Origin of the sequence: Dryocola sp. LX212 (assembly GCA_041504365.1) — a bacterium.
Lineage (GTDB): Bacteria > Pseudomonadota > Gammaproteobacteria > Enterobacterales > Enterobacteriaceae > Dryocola.
The window spans coordinates 2,129,601-2,146,010 of sequence record CP167917.1; the positions used below are offsets into that span (position 1 = coordinate 2,129,601).

13 protein-coding genes are annotated in these 16,410 nt (G+C 57.7%); 4 read left to right on the forward strand and 9 right to left on the reverse strand.

The features are described from left to right. Window positions 1-161: 161 nt before the first annotated feature. A complete protein-coding gene (locus ACA108_10215) occupies window positions 162-479 on the forward strand; it encodes a putative quinol monooxygenase (protein ID XEX97840.1) in 318 nt (105 codons plus the stop codon). A 67-nt stretch (window positions 480-546) separates the two neighbouring features. Here ACA108_10215 and dmsD read toward each other — a convergent pair whose 3' ends face one another. The 5 genes from dmsD to ACA108_10240 all read right to left on the reverse strand — a co-directional run bounded on the left by dmsD (window position 547) and on the right by ACA108_10240 (window position 5,854). Then, window positions 547-1,176 carry a Tat proofreading chaperone DmsD gene (dmsD, locus tag ACA108_10220; GenBank protein XEX97841.1) on the reverse strand — a complete coding sequence of 210 codons (630 nt, stop codon included), beginning with the start codon at window positions 1,174-1,176 and terminating at the stop codon, window positions 547-549. A gap of 63 nt (window positions 1,177-1,239) precedes the next feature. Beyond that, window positions 1,240-2,097, reverse strand: a complete 858-nt coding sequence (locus ACA108_10225) for a dimethyl sulfoxide reductase anchor subunit family protein (GenBank protein XEX97842.1) — start codon at window positions 2,095-2,097, stop codon at window positions 1,240-1,242. A gap of 1 nt (window position 2,098) precedes the next feature. Beyond that, on the reverse strand, window positions 2,099-2,716 hold the full coding sequence (locus ACA108_10230; GenBank protein XEX97843.1) for a DMSO/selenate family reductase complex B subunit: 618 nt from the start codon (window positions 2,714-2,716) through the stop codon (window positions 2,099-2,101). Window positions 2,717-2,726: 10 nt separating this feature from the next. Then, on the reverse strand, window positions 2,727-5,165 hold the full coding sequence (gene ynfE, locus ACA108_10235) for a selenate/tellurate reductase subunit YnfE (protein ID XEX97844.1): 2,439 nt from the start codon (window positions 5,163-5,165) through the stop codon (window positions 2,727-2,729). Between the two features lie 383 nt (window positions 5,166-5,548). Beyond that, the gene (locus ACA108_10240) at window positions 5,549-5,854 is read right to left on the reverse strand and encodes a DUF1161 domain-containing protein (GenBank protein XEX98072.1); all 306 of its coding nucleotides are present in this window, start codon (window positions 5,852-5,854) and stop codon (window positions 5,549-5,551) included. A gap of 109 nt (window positions 5,855-5,963) precedes the next feature. On the opposite strand from ACA108_10240, the gene ACA108_10245 reads away from it, so the two are divergent. Then, the gene (locus ACA108_10245) at window positions 5,964-6,674 is read left to right on the forward strand and encodes a YnfC family lipoprotein (protein XEX97845.1); all 711 of its coding nucleotides are present in this window, start codon (window positions 5,964-5,966) and stop codon (window positions 6,672-6,674) included. 41 nt (window positions 6,675-6,715) lie between these two features. Here the strand turns inward: ACA108_10245 and ACA108_10250 are convergent, their stop codons facing one another. The 3 genes from ACA108_10250 to ACA108_10260 are packed head-to-tail and all read right to left on the reverse strand — an operon-like array spanning window position 6,716 to window position 13,133. Next, complete coding sequence (locus ACA108_10250) at window positions 6,716-8,857, reverse strand: virulence factor SrfC family protein (GenBank protein ID XEX97846.1); 2,142 nt, start codon at window positions 8,855-8,857, stop codon at window positions 6,716-6,718. Beyond that, window positions 8,854-11,826 (reverse strand): virulence factor SrfB, encoded by a 2,973-nt coding sequence (locus ACA108_10255; GenBank protein XEX97847.1) that lies wholly within the window; start codon window positions 11,824-11,826, stop codon window positions 8,854-8,856. Before ACA108_10255 ends, ACA108_10250 begins: the two co-directional genes overlap by 4 nt. Window positions 11,827-11,828: 2 nt before the next feature. Beyond that, window positions 11,829-13,133: an SrfA family protein gene (locus ACA108_10260; protein XEX97848.1), complete on the reverse strand. Its 1,305-nt coding sequence runs from the start codon at window positions 13,131-13,133 to the stop codon at window positions 11,829-11,831. Between the two features lie 192 nt (window positions 13,134-13,325). Between ACA108_10260 and ACA108_10265 the strand changes: the two genes are divergently transcribed. Next, window positions 13,326-14,039, forward strand: coding sequence for a glutamine amidotransferase (locus tag ACA108_10265; GenBank protein XEX97849.1), 714 nt, complete (start codon window positions 13,326-13,328; stop codon window positions 14,037-14,039). A 223-nt stretch (window positions 14,040-14,262) separates the two neighbouring features. Next, the gene (locus ACA108_10270; protein ID XEX97850.1) at window positions 14,263-15,090 is read left to right on the forward strand and encodes an aminoglycoside phosphotransferase family protein; all 828 of its coding nucleotides are present in this window, start codon (window positions 14,263-14,265) and stop codon (window positions 15,088-15,090) included. A gap of 188 nt (window positions 15,091-15,278) precedes the next feature. Here the strand turns inward: ACA108_10270 and ACA108_10275 are convergent, their stop codons facing one another. Then, the gene (locus tag ACA108_10275) at window positions 15,279-16,250 is read right to left on the reverse strand and encodes a LacI family DNA-binding transcriptional regulator (GenBank protein ID XEX97851.1); all 972 of its coding nucleotides are present in this window, start codon (window positions 16,248-16,250) and stop codon (window positions 15,279-15,281) included. Window positions 16,251-16,410 lie beyond the last annotated feature (160 nt).

A 16,410-nucleotide genomic window follows, 5' to 3' on the forward strand; every position in this document is an offset into this window, starting at 1 on the left:
CTACTCTACGGGAGGAGTTGTAAGGTCGATAAGCACCATCCGCCACCGGGCAGCCCGGCCCCGATAGAAGGTTGGCGTAAAAGCCCGCCCGCTGCTAGCCTGATTGGTTCAAGTTCCCGGGGGTAGGCCCCGAGGCAGCAACAATAAATCAAGGATTTTCAATGAGCGAAGTTCAGATCGTAGCTACTCTGACACCTTTTCCTGAACATATCCCTGCGATAAGAAAAGCTGCGCAAACAATGGTACCGCTCACGCACCAGGAAGCCGGATGTCTGCAATACGATCTGCATGAAAGCCGGGCGATTGCGGACGTTCGCGAACTGGCAAATGAGGGCGCAGTGTCATTTGTCTTTATTGAGCGCTGGAAATCAGAGGAAGATTTGGTGAAGCACGTCGCGATGCCGTATCACGATGATTTTCTGGAAATTCTGGATGGAAAGCTGGAAAGTCTGAATGTTCAGCGACTGAATGCGCTCTAACGTGCGCAACCTGCCTCAGTATTGTAGGGTGGATAAGCGCCAGCGCCATCCACCGCTACTCAGAATCTTAGAGATAGAGCTCTTTGCTGGCGACGGGGATCAGCAGACCTTCGCGCCAGTTGGCCAGCGTTAAGCGGGTCAGTTCGCCCAGGCCCTGATAGAACGGATGGTCAGCCTTCTCGATAAACAGCTCCAGGAAGCGCCCTGCCCACGGCAGGATATGCCAGGCCAGAAGCTCGTCCACGCGCTGCGGCTGACGCTGCTCTGCAAGCCATGCACACATCATCAGCAGGGTGCCAATGTGGTCGTCTGGTTCGTTTTGGTCGAGCTCCACGCCGATCTCGTGCTTGCGCATCCAGCGGCGCAGTTCAATCATCGAATCGCCAAACAGCACGTTCTCTTTGTCGAGGTAAACGGAACCCCATGGCGCTGCAGGGAGTGCGTTAGGGCCGATGAACAGGCGCTGGAACGCCTCGTTCAGCGTCTCTTGCTGATAGTTGCAGCCTTCCGCCATGCGCTGTGCGATATCCGCAAGTTCAGGCACTTGTACCGGCCATTCGACGGCCCAGACAGGGTTCGCAAGGGAGGCATAAAGCGGAGCCGCATCCCGGCTCTGAGGGGCCTGGTGATACAGCACACCGAGCACGCGGCCCGTAAGGGCGATAACCGCCAGTCGTTGCGAATCTTGAGATGACATATTTCTTTTCCTGGTAATACCTGCAAAAAATTTGCGCGGGGTTTCCCGCGCATTTTGAACTAATTAACCTGCAATCGCCATGCCTACGGTCATATGCAGACCGTAGAACAGGCCGCGACCGATAAGCTCACCGGCTACCACCAGCACAAAACCAGCCAGTAACGTGGCGGTGGAAGGCGTCAGGCGGCGGGCCAGCGGGCAAATCCAGCAGCCCAGGCCCAGCGCCAGCAGCACAATTCGCCAGACCTGCAGCGAAGCGTAGTCCGGCAGCAGCGCGGAAGCCTGCTGGATGGAGCTGCTGATGCCGGAGAGGCTGAAGCCCTGAAGCACAATTACCCCAACGGTTACCAGCAGCGCCAGCACGGAAAGTGCGGCGAGTTTGGTCCCCGCGAGCGGATAGTTCACCAGACGCAGCAGCACGGCGCCAAGCAGCGGACCGCCCAGCACTACCGTCATAAAGAAGCTCAGCGTTGTGTAGCCAGTGTGCCAGGTGGGCACGGTATCTATCTGGTAAACGCGCGTCATCATCCAGACAAAGACCAGGCCCAGCAGCATTGACACCACCAGCCACAACTTCCCCAGCGCAGCCGGCATCTTTTTCAGTCCTGCAACCAGCCACCAGAAACCACCCACCGCGAAGAACACCGAGCCGCTGGCGATTTCATTACTCAGGGCGGAGTGCCCCACGCGGTTAAGGGAGTTAAAGGCGCGCAGCGGCGAGCCAAGGTGCATGATGGAGGCGACAAATGCCACGCCCATAATCACCCACAGGAAGAACATCGAGCGGACAATCTTGTTTTGCAGCTCGCTGTTATTGCTGACGGACATCCACGCCATGCCCATCACGATAACGCCGCCAACGACGCACTGGCCCAGCACGGTAAATAACACCAGCGGCCATTCATGCCATCCACTGCCCATCTTATACCTCCTTCGGATTGGCCAGATAACCGGTCTTATCCCCACAGGGGCGACCGTTGGCGTTAGGTTTAATGACGATATTTGGTTTGGTGAAGTGCGCGGACGGCAGCGGCGCAATCGCGGCCTGTTCGCCGTACTTTTTACGCAGCTCGTCGATTGGTGCCATATCTAGCGCGCGCAGCGGGCAGGACTCGACGCAGATCGGCTTTTTGCCGTCGGCGATGCGGTCGTAGCAGCCGTCGCACTTGGTCATGTGGCCTTTCTCGGCGTTATACTGCGGCGCGCCGTAAGGGCAGGCCATGTGGCAGTAGCGGCAGCCGATGCACACATCTTCGTTAACTACCACAAAACCATCTTCACGCTTGTGCATTGCACCGCTCGGACAGACCCTGGTGCAGGCCGGGTCTTCGCAATGGTTACAGGCTATCGACAGGTAATAGGCGAAGACATTCTGATGATAAACACCGTTATCCTCCTGCCAGTCGCCGCCCGCGTATTCATAAATGCGGCGGAAGCTGACGTCCGGGCCTAAATTTTTGTAGTCTTTGCAGGCCAGCTCGCAGGTTTTGCAGCCGGTGCAGCGACTTGAGTCAATGTAAAATCCGTACTGGGTTGTCATTCGCTACGCCTCACGCCTTTTTGATTTCGACCAGATTGGTATGTTGTGGATTGCCTTTCGCCAGCGGCGACGGGCGTTGCGTGGTGAGGGTGTTCATACAGGAACCGTGATCGATACGATCGCCGTTCATGTTGGCGTCGTGCCAGGCGCCCTGGCCCATTGCGGTTACGCCCGGTATGATGCGAGGGGTCACTTTTGCTTCAACGCGAATCTCACCGCGCCCGTTGAATACGCTGACGAGATCGCCGTTGGCGATACCGCGTTGCTGCGCGTCAATCGGGTTTATCCACACTTCCTGGCGGCAGGCGGCCTTGAGCACGTCAACGTTGCCATAGCTGGAGTGGGTACGGGCTTTGTAGTGGAAACCAAACATCTGCAGCGGATAAGAGCTGCGCTCCGGTGCGTCCCAGCCGTCAAAGGTGGAGGCGTAAACTGGCAGCGGGCTGATGGTTTCGTCTTTTTGCAGCTCCCAGGTCGCAGCAATTTTCGCCAGCAGGTCGGAGTATATTTCGATTTTGCCGGAAGGTGTTTTCAGCGGGTTGGCCGCCGGATCTTCACGGAATTTCTTATAGGCGACGAAGTGGCCGTTCGGATCTTTACGCTTGTAGATGCCCATGGTGCGCAGCTCTTCGTAAGAAGGCAGCGCCGGATCTTTGGCGAGCATTTTGGCGTAAAGGTGCCTGAGCCACTCTTCCTGGGTGCGACCCTCGGTGAACTTCTGGTAAACGTCCGGCCCCAGACGGCGGGCCACTTCGCTGGTGATCCAGTAAATAGGCTTGCGCTCGAACTTCGGTGCGGTAGCGGGCTGAATGAAGATCAGATAGCCCATGTTCCCGGCGTAGTCGTTCGGAATAATGTCTTCCTGCTCCACGGTCATCAGGTCCGGCAGCAGAATATCGGCGTACTTGGCAGAGGAGGTCATGAAGTTTTCAATGACGACAATCATCTCGCACTTGCTCTCATCCTGCAGGATATCGTGCGTTTTGTTGATTTCAGCGTGCTGATTAATGATGGTGTTGCCCGCGTAGTTCCAGATGAACTTGATGGGCACGTCCAGCTTGTCTTTGCCCCGCACGCCGTCGCGTCTGGCTGTCATTTCCGGGCCGCGCACAATCGCGTCCGTCCAGCTAAAGCAGGAGATCTGCGTTTTGACAGGATTGGACAGCACCGGCATACGCTCGATGGTGATGTTGTAGGTGGATTCACGTGCACCGCTGTTGCCGCCGTTGATTCCCACGTTACCGGTAAGGATTGGCAGCATGGCAATAGCACGGGCGGTCAGTTCGCCGTTGGCCTGGCGCTGCGGCCCCCATCCCTGCACGATACAGGCGGGTTTAGTGCTGCCGATTTCGCGGGCAAGCTTGATGATGCGGTCCACCGGAATACCGGTGACGGCAGAAGCCCACTGCGGCGATTTTTCAATGCCGTCTTCGCCCTCGCCAAGAATATAGGCTTTGTAATGGCCGTTAGCGGGAGCGCCTTCCGGCAGCGTTTTCTCGTCGTAGCCTACGCAATATTTATCGAGGAACGGCTGGTCAACGAGGTTTTCGTTAATCAGCACGTGGGCGATACCGGCGACAAGCGCGGCGTCGGTGCCCGGACGGATTGGGATCCACTCGTCCTCACGGCCTGCGGCGGTGTCGGTATAGCGCGGATCGATAACGATCATGCGGGCGCGAGAACGTTCACGCGCTTGTTCCAGATAATAAGTGATGCCGCCGCCGCTCATGCGGGTTTCAGCCGGGTTATTTCCAAACAACACCACCAGCTTCGTGTTTTCAATATCTGAAGTACTGTTGCCGTCGTTGCTGCCGTAGGTATACGGCATGGCGCAGGAAATCTGCGCTGTACTGTAAGTGCCGTAATGGCTCAGGAAGCCGCCGTAGCAGTTCATCAGGCGAGCAACCAGCGAAGCATAAGGGGAGGAGCGGGTAATGTTGCCGCCGACCACCCCCGAGGAGTAATTAATGTATACGGCTTCGTTGCCGTATTTTTCTACGGTGCCTTTCAGGCTTTTGGCAATGGTGTCCAGCGCCTCGTCCCAGGATATACGCTTAAATTTCCCTTCGCCGCGTTTGCCTACGCGCTTCATTGGGTAGTTCAGGCGTTCCGGGTGGTTAATACGACGGCGAATCGAACGGCCGCGCAGGCAGGCGCGAACCTGGTGATCGCCGTACTCATCGTGCCCGGTGTTGTCCGTTTCCACCCAGTAGACTTCGTTATCACGCACATGTAGACGCAGGGCACAGCGGCTTCCACAGTTGACGGAACAGGCACCCCAGACCACTTTATCGTCGCGATTTTCCAGCGCGCCGTTAACGGCGACGGCAGCGGCTTTCAGTCCAAAGGGCAGTGAAATCCCACCGGCGGCGAGAGCAAGACTCCCGATTGCCGTTGACTTCATCAGGCTTCGGCGGCTGATCCCGCCTGGGTTGTTTATATCAGACATAGCTCACTCCATGACTACTCCCTGAGAAGGTGCGTCATTTTAGGTTTTTGTTAGTGATTGCAGCTGAGGTGGGCAAATGCCTAACTAATTAACAGGCAAATAATACCCTCTGAAAGAAATTGTACTTACTTGGGGGTATGACTTATTAACATCCGTCAATTTTGGCGTGATTGGGGAAGGGAAAATGCAGGCAAGAAAAGGGCGCACATGGCGCCCCTGGATTGCTGACAAAGAAGGAAAAAGCGTGGTTTTCCCTTCTTTGTGGTTAGCAGCCGAAAATCAATGAATTGATTTTCCTTGTTATTTATTCGGTGAGATCTTTTCGAATTCCATTCGGTTTGGGTTAGTCATCAGTCTGAAGGGCGCACATGGCGCCCCAAAGGTTACTGCTGCTGTTCCGCTTGTGGCGCATCCTGGGTGGCTGCGTTTTCGGCGGAGTCGTTACCGCTGCCGGTGCGGCTGTAGAGTATCTTTTGCGTATCGTTTGCGCAGTGCCCAACGACCTGAACATCAGGCTTATCCGCCTGGTCGTTCGGCACGATGGTCAGGGTAAAGCCTGACTCCGGCACGCCGTTGTTAATAATTTTCTGCTGAATGTCGGCCTTAACTTTATCGCAGGAGCCCTGTGCCGCCAGCGCCGGGGTGGCGGACATCAGTACAAAAGCTGCCAGCCAGATTGACTTCTTCATCATCTCTTCCTTTATCTTGAGGATGTTCAATAATCATAGACCAACTGCTGTAAATATTTGTATTTGCTTATATCATGTTGAGATATTTCAAAACGGGAACAGAACTAACGTGAAGAAAATCATCATTCTCAGCGCGCTGGTCGCGACCCTGGCAGGATGCGATAAGCCGGCTACTCCGCTGAGCTACACGCCGGAGATGGCGAGCTTCTCGAATGAGTTCGATTTCGATCCGCTGCGTGGGCCGGTAAAAGACTTCAGCCAGACGCTGATGAACGAAAAGGGCGAAGTGGTCAAGCGCGTGTCAGGATCGGTTTCTGCGGAAGGTTGTTTTGACACCCTTGAGTTCCACGACCTGGAAGAGAACAGCGGTGCTTCGCTGGTGCTGGATGCGAACTATTATGTTGACGCAACCAGCCAGGAAAAACGCGTCAGGCTTCAGGGAAAATGTCAGCTGGCCGAACTGCCCGCCGCGCAGATTACCTACGATACCGATGACAACGGTTTCGTGGTAGCCGCGCATGGCAAAGAGGTTTCAGTGAAATACTCCTACGACCCGGATGGCTACCCGCTGGGGAAAATCACTACCGCGAAAGATGCCACGCTGACGGTGGAGGCGAAAGCAGGTGCCGATAGTAAAAAAAAGCTGGATTATACGGCGACCAGCTCGCTTAACGGCAAGGCCATCGCCCAGGCGAAGCAAAGCTGTGATTACGACGGCCACTTTAATCCGGTCGCCTGCGAGCTTAATATCGTCGACGACAGCGTGACTCCGCCCGCCACCACGCGTTACTCGATTAAAAACACGATTGATTACTATTGATAAGCGAGGGCAGATTCTGCCCTCGTCGTGGCTATCCTGCTTTAAATTTTCGCCAGCAGCCCGCGCAGTTTTGCCCGATGATCTTCGCTGACGTCGTGCGGGTGGCGATAATCGATATTTTCCACTGCGCGAGCGTACAGGGCGACCAGCCAGTCATAAACGTAGCTGGCGTTGCCGCGGGCTGGCGTTTCCCCCAGCTGCGTGAGGCGCGTAGCCGCCCTGGCCTGCACCGCAGGTGAAAACACCTTCGCACCTTTGTTCACGCGGCTTGCCGGTCGGTTTTCCTGCGCAGCGCTGGCATAACCGAGCCAGTTAACAAAATCTCCCAGCACGCCTGCCGCACAGGTGATCTCCTGCGCCATGCTGCCGTCGCCGGATGCCAGCATCTCTTCCAGAAGATCCGGCAGACCGAGCCGGTAGCCGGTGGCAATCAGCAGTTCGCACAGCGCCCGCAGCTGGCTGGCATCCAGCCCCAGCCGCTGAGCCGCTCCGGCCCGTTGACCAGGCCCGCGCAGGTGGGTAACCCACAGCTGATGAACTGCCAGCGCATAGCTGGTGGCCGCAGCCTGACCGCGTGCCTCAACGTCATCGTCGGCGAACAGGTTAATATCCAGCACGAACCCAGCCGGTTTGCTTTGCTGCTGATGGTAATGACGCAGCCAGCACTGCTGAAGAGCGTGGCGATCGGGCACCAGGCCTGCCAGCAGCTCGCCGTGCAGAGCTGCGCTGGACTGCAGGGCGCGAACCAGCCCTTCGGCCTGAAGACGAGCCGTTTCGGGGGCCACGCCATGACCGTCCGTGAAGCGGTGGAAAACCTCCTTAGTTTTCGCATCCAGCTCGGCCTGTAACCCTGCCAGACGGCTATTCCGGCGCACGACGCTGACGGCGTCAGAAAGCCACTCCAGCAGACGCTGCATATTGCGGCTGTCCAGCGTCTGGAGGGTTCCCCAGCGCTTTCCGGCTTGGCCTACCATGCGCTGCACGCCGTCGTCCACGCTGACGCCGCTGGTGAAGCGTGCATCATGCGGCGTTATCGTCCAGATCAGCCCCGGAAGCGCGGCATGCGCTCCCTGGGTATCGTCAACCCAGCGGGAAAGCGTTTTGCCGATGGCTTTTACCTCATCCCGATCGCCAGCAGCATTGCAGACCAGCAGGGTATCGGGCTGCAAACGGTCGGCATAATAGTCAATCTGCCGATTGGGAATATCAATGATATCCACGCCCTGCAGCGCGGGGGCATGACACAGCGTCAGGCAGACCTCAGCACAAAGTTCCAGCAGGTCGGACTGTGGCAGGCTGACCGGCGAGCCGATTTCGTCCCCCCGGAGCGGGCAAATCAGCACATCGGCCTGGACGTCCGTTTCATCCGGTGCTGCGGGGATCAGAAAACCTTCGGCAGGCAGCAGGAACGAGTCGACCAGCAGGCTGGCAGGGGCCAGAAACTGCTGCGCCTCGCCGATGTGATGTAGAGTTTCGCTGAGATGCTGCCACTGCGCGCTAAGCTGCGCATCTTCTCCCCATAGCATCCCCAGAAGGGAAACGCGGTCGGTGGTGGTCAGCCAGGGGATCAGCTCAGCCATCTGCTGCCAAAGCGCGTCGTCCAGATGGTGCTGCCGACGCAGCTGCGCATGGTAACAATGGGCGATATCGGCAATCTGGTGGCTACTGATACCCGGCACGCTTCCTGCCTGGCGGTGGGGCTGCAATTCGGCCAGGCGGGCGGCAACCGTGCTGGACTGGGCGACGCGCTGCTGCGGGCGCGCGTGGTACAGGCGAATCATTCGCTGCGTCAGATCGCTTTCGTCCTGCAGCGTCAGCAGCAGCGGGAATTTATCGCTGGACGGTGCCTGGCGCTGGGTAAAACGCACGGCCAGCGAAGCTGCGGCGTGTCCGGGAACGATATGCGTCAGGTAATCCAGCGTTTTCTCGCCAGGCTCGACTTCAATGCGGCCTGCGTGGTTGGCCAGCAGCGCGCTCAGCAGGTGCCGCTTACCCGCCAGTGACTGGCCGCAGATGCCTAATGTCAGCGGTGCGTGCTGCGCCGCATTCAGCTGCTGCTGGCGACGCTGCAGCGGCAGAAGCCGGGCAAGCAGGCTGTCCGCCTCGTTTTCTAAAAGCGGGGCGTGCTGGCGGGTATTCTGCACCCAGTTCGCCAGCTCTGGCAGTACGGGGGGGGTATTCATTTTTGATAGACGCTCCCGCTGTCGATCCAGTAGTGGCTCGCGCCGCTGTAGCTGCCGGCGAGCGTGTTCAGTTTAAAGCTCAGTTGGCTGAGCGGCACTTTGCTGCCGTCCTGCAGCCAGGCTTCGGCTAATACAAAGGCGTCCGCATCGCGGGTTTGCTGTAAGCGCACGTTTAAGACGCCGTCTCCGGCGATAGATTTGGCAAGCGAGGCCGAGTTAATCGCCAGGGTATAGAGCGGCGTTGCGGGCCAGCGCGCATTATCCAGCTGGCGGAAGCCCAGGCAGGCGTTACCGCGCAGCGGAAAGTGCAGGCGGGTATCCAGGGTTGCTTTTGGATTATCCAAATCGATATCGCTGTACCAGACGTTTTCATCGCTCAGTACGTTGTTGCCGTCGAGCATGCCCAGATGGCGAATGGTCGAGTACGCCTGGATATCGCTGGCTTTGAAATTAAAGCCAGGCAGGCGCAGGTCCATCGCCAGGCTGCACAGCATGGCCCCGACGGCCGCGGTGGATTTCGGGTTGCCGATGCGCCCCTGCTGGCTGAACGGATACCACTCGTGCGTCTGGTAGCTATCGAGCCAGACGATGCGGTTAACCGGCACCGGCTGCAGGTGGCGAAGCAGCGCCTGCACGCCCGGAAGACAGGCCGGGCGGCCGGTAATCAGCAGGACATCACAGCAGTAGTGGCTGATAACTTCACATAAGGCCTGAAGCGGCGCGGTGAGCGTGAATTGCCCGGCCATCAGCGCTTCCTGCAGCGAAGAAAGCTCGACCTGGATCGGTACGCTGAACAGGTCAAACTGCGGCGCGTCGACTGGCAGCGCGTGCTGTACGGCCTGCTGAACGTAATTAATCACGTTATCCGTTGGCCGCTGGGTTAGCAGCTCGTCGAAGGTGGCTTCCAGCGTCGCATGGCGATCGTCCGGATCGCTGTTTTCCCAGAAATCCAGCACCGCATGGCCCAGCGGAATAAACAGCTGCAGGGCAGTCTGCTGGCGCAGGGTGCCGCGCGTATCCATGCGGCCCGACTCGCCAAACAGCGTGGTCATCAGCCCGGTCACATCCGCCACGCCCGCCTTATGCATCTGCGCCTGTAAAGCTGGCAGCACGCAGCGCTGAATGACATCCAGAAGAATATCGTCACCCGCGACTTTAAAACCTTCGCGGAACAGCAGGCGCGGAGCGATCTTGACGTTGCTGCCCACGCCGTCGTCCAGCTGATACTGGGTGATAGCCATGTCCGTCGTGCCGCCACCGATATCAATAGAAGCAACGCGCAGTGTTTTGCCCGCAGGTTCATCTTCGCTAAGCTGACGGTCCGGGCGGGCGAGGCGCTTAAAGAAAGCGCCGCTTTGCCCGGCGTAGTTCACGATGGCTTCGTTATACAGCCAGACGAGCTGGCCGCAAGTCGCCTCGTCCCATTCCATATGAACCTCCGGGACCGGGACAACGCTCTTCTGCTTATCGCGCTCGTTGGTAAAGCCTTCATCCGCCGGGTGCCATTCCATCGCTTTCCACACCAGGCCGACGGCCTCGCGCATGCGCTGGCGGAAGAGTTCGCGCTCCTGCTTCGGCATGGCGGAAGGCAGGGTAAGAATAAGATTGCGCAGCTGCCGGGGCGCGTTCAGGTGCCCCATGCTCTGGCGGGAGCCGACGCTGTTGATCTGCATCAGCGCCTGGGCGAGCAGCTCGCAGAGCATCAGCGTCATCAGCGAACTGCGGCTGTACTGCGGCGAGAAGACCGGCAGGCGCTCGTCCATTGGCAGATCGTAGAGCGGCTGGCCGTCGTCGTTCATCAGGTTCATCAGCGGGAAGGCGGTGGCGAGCGGTTCGCGCTGGGTTTTGATGCCCATCTGGCTGAAGCGCCAGTCCTGGCTCGCCGGGGTTTCGTCCCACAGGTAGCGGCGTGGGCTGGAGATACCGCTGGCGCCTTCCGTTCCCAGGCGCACGCTCGCCATACGGCGGGCCTCGGTCCCCACGCGGGCGATAGAAGGCCAGACGAAGGCGTCATCGCGCCCGCTCTCCACCGAGAAGTGCTGCTTGCCGAATCTGGCTTCGGAAAACTCAAGGCGGCTGGTGAACATTGCCTCGTTAATAAACTGCGGTTCGCTCAGGGAGCGGATTTGCAGTTCGGCGGTCTGGCGCAGGCCGTCGTTGGCTTCGCAATGATCTTCAATCAGCACGCCGCAGGTGTGGGTGTTGCCAACGTCGAGCACCAGGTCCACAGGGATAGCAGGGGCTTGCAGCGTAGCGGTGACAATTTTCACTTCCGGCACGGAGAGCTGCGCGCCGAGCATTTCCAGGATATTCAGGTAATGCGCCTGGTACTCGAACATCTTCATCGCACCGGCGATTTCACGCTCCGTGCGGGATTCGTGGCGCGAGACGAACTGGGTGAATACCTCGCGCAGCCAGCCATCTACCCAGGTCTGGTCGAGGAAATCGTGGATTTCGTGGTTCTGCCAGGCCAGCGTGAAGCGAGCGCCGTTGCGGACGTCGTTCTGCGTGGGGGCCAGATGCGCGGCAGGGTGGTCATCCGCGTAGATTTTTGTATCCAGCGCAATGCTTATTCGTACGGTGTTGCCCGCAGAGTCTGGCTCGTCAAGACGGCGGAGTTGCACGCGCGCCCAGTTATCCGGTCCGCCAACGAAGGTGCGCGGCGGGTTGAAACGGCCAAACGGCAGCGGCAGCCAGGTTTTATCCATCACCTTCAGCGAATGGCCAAGGGTAACGGTGCTCTCAGGCTTCACCACCTCCGGCGCGCCACCCTGGCCTTCCGGCAGCGTGAACTTACCGGGGACGATATCGTAATCGAGGCGCAGCAGCGGGCCATTGGCGGTTTTACGCACGAAGCGCCCGGTGTGCGGGGCGTCTGGCTGAGGGGCAAGGCCAAAGTCCAGCAGCTGGATGCCGCTGTCTTTAATGAGCGTCACGCCCGGTTTGTAATGGAACAGGTTGGCAAGCATGGTCAGTCACCCACTTTCTTAAACGTCAACGGCACTACGGTGTCGCCCGCGTAGCGTCCGCTGCACTGGGCCACGCCGTTATCGCCGGGCCTGCAGGAGATTTCCGGCATCGGATAGCGGGAGCCGTCGCTACAGCGCGCGCTGCCACGGGTTTTAATCATCAGCACGCCGTTGCTGTGCAGGCCGGAGAACACCGCCACTTTGCAGCTGATGTTATCGCCATGAACCAGCCGCGCGGTGCCTTTGTTATCCGCAATCTGATAGCGCAGCACCGGAGGTTTACCGGTGATCGGGTTACTGGCATCGATGGTCACGCGCCAGGAGCCGTTAAGGAATTTCGTCGAACCAATTTTCAGCGCCTCCGCCGGGAGCATCAGGGCATGCTTAGGGGCAGAAGCGGGAGCGGGCTCTGGTGCTGCCTCAGGTTCAGGAGCGGGGGCGGCAACTACGTTGGCCTGGGCCAGCGGCAGCGTGGACTGCGGAACGGGTTGATCGACGGTTTTGATCGCGGCAGGCGCAATGGATGCAGGCTTCGCTTTTACCGACGCTAAAGGTTTTGCTTCCGGGGTCGATAAAGAGTTCCAGGCAACGGGAGCCGCCATCAAAACCAGCGCTGCTGCGGCAACAGGTAGCATCCATAAGCGGGATTTAGGTTTCGCAGCCGGTAGCGCTTCGGGCTCTTCCTGAACGATAACGGGGGCAGGAGCAGCCTGCATCGGCAGGGAATAAACCAGCGGCTCGTCCGGGGAGCTTATTTGGGTGGGAGCGGGAGCAGTTTCTGGTAAATCAGGCTCGGGAACAAATTCGATAACCGGCTCATGGGGTTCAGCCGCGCGCAGGCAGTCCAGCACGTCATCACGCGCGCCCTGATTAAGATTCACAAAGCCCCAGAAAGTGATAACCGGTTTGCCGTTAACCAGATAAACATGCTGGCTGCCGGGGAACTGCAAAGCGCTGGAGAGCAGCGAGCCAAACAGCTGAATGGCCGTTTTCTCCGCCTGCTGGCAGCGCTGAATGAGCGTGGCGATGTTCGCCAGTCCGTTATCCAAATAGCGCAGCGCTTTTTTTCGCTGCTCGTCGCTGGCGGCGGCCCAGCTCAGCACGCTGCCCTCGAGCGGCGCATACCAGTCAACACGGTCGCCCTCGTCGTTCGGCTGGGGGATTGCAAGGCTGTCCGCCACCGCATGCTGTTTACGCAGGCGCAGGGTTTCGCGTATCTGCAGCGCCGAGTCAAACACCGCCTGTCCGTTTTCACCCAGCGCCAGAAAGTCGTCAAGACTGCCGCTGCGCAGTAAAGTTTTTGCCACGTCATCATCCCGCTGTTAACGACTCCTTTCGAGCCATCTTCACGCATTACATTTTACCGACCGGTGCGTGAAGCAAACGGCAGAAGAGACGCCATATTTTTCTAATTATTGGGGGATTGGGAAAATCGACGTTGGGGGCGTGCTGCAATCTGTGCTAATCATTAGGTTCCACAACGATTAAGGATTAACCCGATGCCTGAGTCCCTTCCGATCCTGCTGGTGCAGATGGGCCATCCGCCTGCGGATATTCGTGATGCGGTGGGTGAACAGCCGCAATGGTTTCGCGCCGCGCTCGGCGACAGGGTATCGGTGAAAGTGGTTTGCCCGTTCGACGGCGACCCGCTGCCGGTGGCAGGAACGTTTCGCGCGGCGGTGATTTCAGGCTCATGGTCGATGGTGACGGACCACGAGGCGTGGAGCGAGCGCACCGCCGAATGGACAAGAGAAATGATGCAGGCCGGGGTGCCGATGCTGGGCGTCTGCTACGGTCATCAGCTTATGGCCTACGCAACGGGCGGCGTGGTGGACTACCATCCGCAGGGCAGCGAAGTAGGGCAGCTGCCGGTAACGCTAAGCGCGGCTGCCAGACAGGATGCCTTGCTGGGTGAGTTACCCGATACCTTTGACGTATTCCTGAGCCACGAGCAAAGCGTGCTGACGCTGCCGCCGGGCGCAGCGGCATTGGGCGCATCCAGCCACGACCCGCATCAGATTATCCGCTACTCCCCAACGGCCATTTCGGTGCAGTTCCATCCGGAGTTTACCGCGCCGGTAATGAGCCAAATCATCACCAGCCGCAGCGAAAGAATTGCCATGAAGGGCAAAGATCGGGATGCGCTGTTGTCGCGCGTGAGCGATACGCCAGAGTCCCGGTCGTTATTGCAGCGGTTTGTATTCGGTGGATGACGCTAATGCTTATTCACCTTACGTACGGCGATTAAGTATCGTAGGCCGGATAAGCGAAGCGCCATCCGGTATTTTTTCGGTGAAGGGTTAGTGAACGACCGACAATGAACGAAAGTTGCCTTACCAGAAATCAGCATGCAGGAAAGCGCTTCATCTATGGCTTAAAATGCCTGAATGCATACCCATCTCCCGCTTGTGCTATAAGGATGTTTAAGAAGACTTTATGGATACGTTCAAGTTAAAACCCTGGCTAAATCGCTGGAACCTCATTCCTGATGGCACTCCATTTATAACTCATACATCCCAGTTATATCCGGTCAAAACGGCAGCACATGGTATTAAAGCCATGTTAAAAGTTACGGATGATGCGGATGAACAAGCCGGTAATTCACTCATGGCATGGTGGGAAGGGAATGGTGCGGCACAGGTTCTTGCACATGAAAATGAAGCAATTCTTCTCTCAAGAGCCATAGGTTCCGCATCTTTATCAGCTATGTCCCGTGAAGATCAGGATGATGTAGCTTGTCGTATTTTGTGTATTACTGCGAACCGGCTTCATACATTCCCCAAAAGACCATTACCCCAGCTTACGCCTCTACATGAGTGGTTTTATCCTCTAAAACGAGCGGCATTGAAGTATGGCGGTATCCTGACACGTTGCGCAGAAATTTCAGAAGATTTGCTTTCTTCTCCACGAGATGTGGTCGCATTACATGGTGACTTACATCACGGTAACGTGCTTGATTTTGAAACGTCGGGCTGGTTAGCCATTGACCCAAAAGGACTAATAGGGGAACGGGGATTCGACTTTGCCAATATTTTCACTAATCCGGATCTTGGTAATCCAGTGCCTCGTGTCGCGACTGTACCGGAGATATTTAAACAGAGGTTAAGTATTGTTGCCGAGACGGCAGATCTGGACAGAGATCGTCTTCTCAAATGGATAATTGCATGGTGTGGGCTTTCAACCGCCTGGTCCCTCTCAAGTAACGATACGGTTTCAACAACTATAAAAGTTGCCGAGTTGGCGATGACTGAATTGGAACAGTGAGTGGGATATCGACAATGGATGTAGTGATTTCCTGTACGTCCGCTCCTCGCTCTAAGCTGCCAGCCACATCGATTAAGATTGGCCCGGTTTTTTCACGAAATGAGCAATGACAGCGCCACCAACCGATCAATACAGTTGCGTAGGCCGGATAAGCGAAGCGTCATCCGGCATATTACCAGTGCGCAGCCCTACACCGATCCCCGCACCACCAGCTTCCAGTCCAGAATTTCATTCACCGTTTCCACCTCTGGGTTATCAATTCTCTCCAGTAGGAGCTGCACGCTGCGCACGCCCAGCTGGTGCATTGGCTGCTCGACCGTGGTCAGCGGCGGGCTGGTCACCGAGCCGAACGGCACACCGTCGAAGCCCATAATTGCCACGTCCTGCGGGACTCGCAGTCCGTTGATGTGGGCGTAATGCAAGGCGCCACCGGCTAAGGCGTCGGAGATGGCAAACACCGCGTCCGGCGGCTCCGGCAGGGTGAACAGTTCCGCCATTGCCTGTACGCCCGCCTGATATTCGAGGCTGTCCGCATAGACCACGGCCTGCCACGCACTGCTTCTTGCGGAACGATACCCAGCCTCACGCTGCTGGGAATAGAGATAGCGCAGATCGCCGTTGATCAGCGCAATGCGTTTGTAGCCCGCGCTGGTAAGGTGATCCACCGCAGCCGCCGCCGCTTTGAAGTTATCGATCGTGACGGAAGAGGCGTTATAACCCGGATCGCCTTCGCCGCACTGCACCCACGGGGAATCGCCGATAAGCGTGGTTAAGCCCGGCAGACAGCTGATGGCGTCCATAGTGATCACGCCGTCCACGACTTTGCCGCTCAGCAGCTGCAGATAGGCGGACTCGCGCGTCAGCCGGGATTCAGAGTTACACAGAAGAATGTGATAGCCGTGTTTTTCCGCTTCTTCTTCAATGCCGCGCACCACGCGGGCGCAGAAGGGGTTGGTGATGTTGGAGACAAGAACGAGCAGCATGCGGCTGCGAGCCGTGCGAAGCTGGCGGGCCAGCAGGTTGGGCTGGTAGTCGCAAGATTCTATAGCAGCCAGCACTTTGTCGCGGGTATCGGGCTTCACTGCGGGATTGCCGTTCAGCACTCTGGAGACGGTGGCGGTGGAAACTCCGGCGGTGCGGGCGACTTTATCTATCGACATGCTGATCCTTTGAGCGCATTGGCTATTTGTGAAGCACATTCCAGATTTGCATCAATAGTATCAAATAATCCGCAGGCATGATGGCAACCCTTCTGAAATCGATTACATTTTTAATGATCTGTTAATGTAATCGATTACAAAAATAACCTCTTACCCTTAA

Coding starts and splice junctions, on each gene's coding strand:
- ACA108_10215 (XEX97840.1), top strand. CDS start 162: ATGAGCGAAGTTCAGATCGTAGCTACTCTGACACCTTTTCCTGAACAT.
- dmsD (XEX97841.1), bottom strand. CDS start 1,176: ATGTCATCTCAAGATTCGCAACGACTGGCGGTTATCGCCCTTACGGGC.
- ACA108_10225 (XEX97842.1), bottom strand. CDS start 2,097: ATGGGCAGTGGATGGCATGAATGGCCGCTGGTGTTATTTACCGTGCTG.
- ACA108_10230 (XEX97843.1), bottom strand. CDS start 2,716: ATGACAACCCAGTACGGATTTTACATTGACTCAAGTCGCTGCACCGGC.
- ynfE (XEX97844.1), bottom strand. CDS start 5,165: ATGTCTGATATAAACAACCCAGGCGGGATCAGCCGCCGAAGCCTGATG.
- ACA108_10240 (XEX98072.1), bottom strand. CDS start 5,854: ATGAAGAAGTCAATCTGGCTGGCAGCTTTTGTACTGATGTCCGCCACC.
- ACA108_10250 (XEX97846.1), bottom strand. CDS start 8,857: ATGAATACCCCCCCCGTACTGCCAGAGCTGGCGAACTGGGTGCAGAAT.
- ACA108_10255 (XEX97847.1), bottom strand. CDS start 11,826: ATGCTTGCCAACCTGTTCCATTACAAACCGGGCGTGACGCTCATTAAA.
- ACA108_10265 (XEX97849.1), top strand. CDS start 13,326: ATGCCTGAGTCCCTTCCGATCCTGCTGGTGCAGATGGGCCATCCGCCT.
- ACA108_10270 (XEX97850.1), top strand. CDS start 14,263: ATGGATACGTTCAAGTTAAAACCCTGGCTAAATCGCTGGAACCTCATT.
- ACA108_10275 (XEX97851.1), bottom strand. CDS start 16,250: ATGTCGATAGATAAAGTCGCCCGCACCGCCGGAGTTTCCACCGCCACC.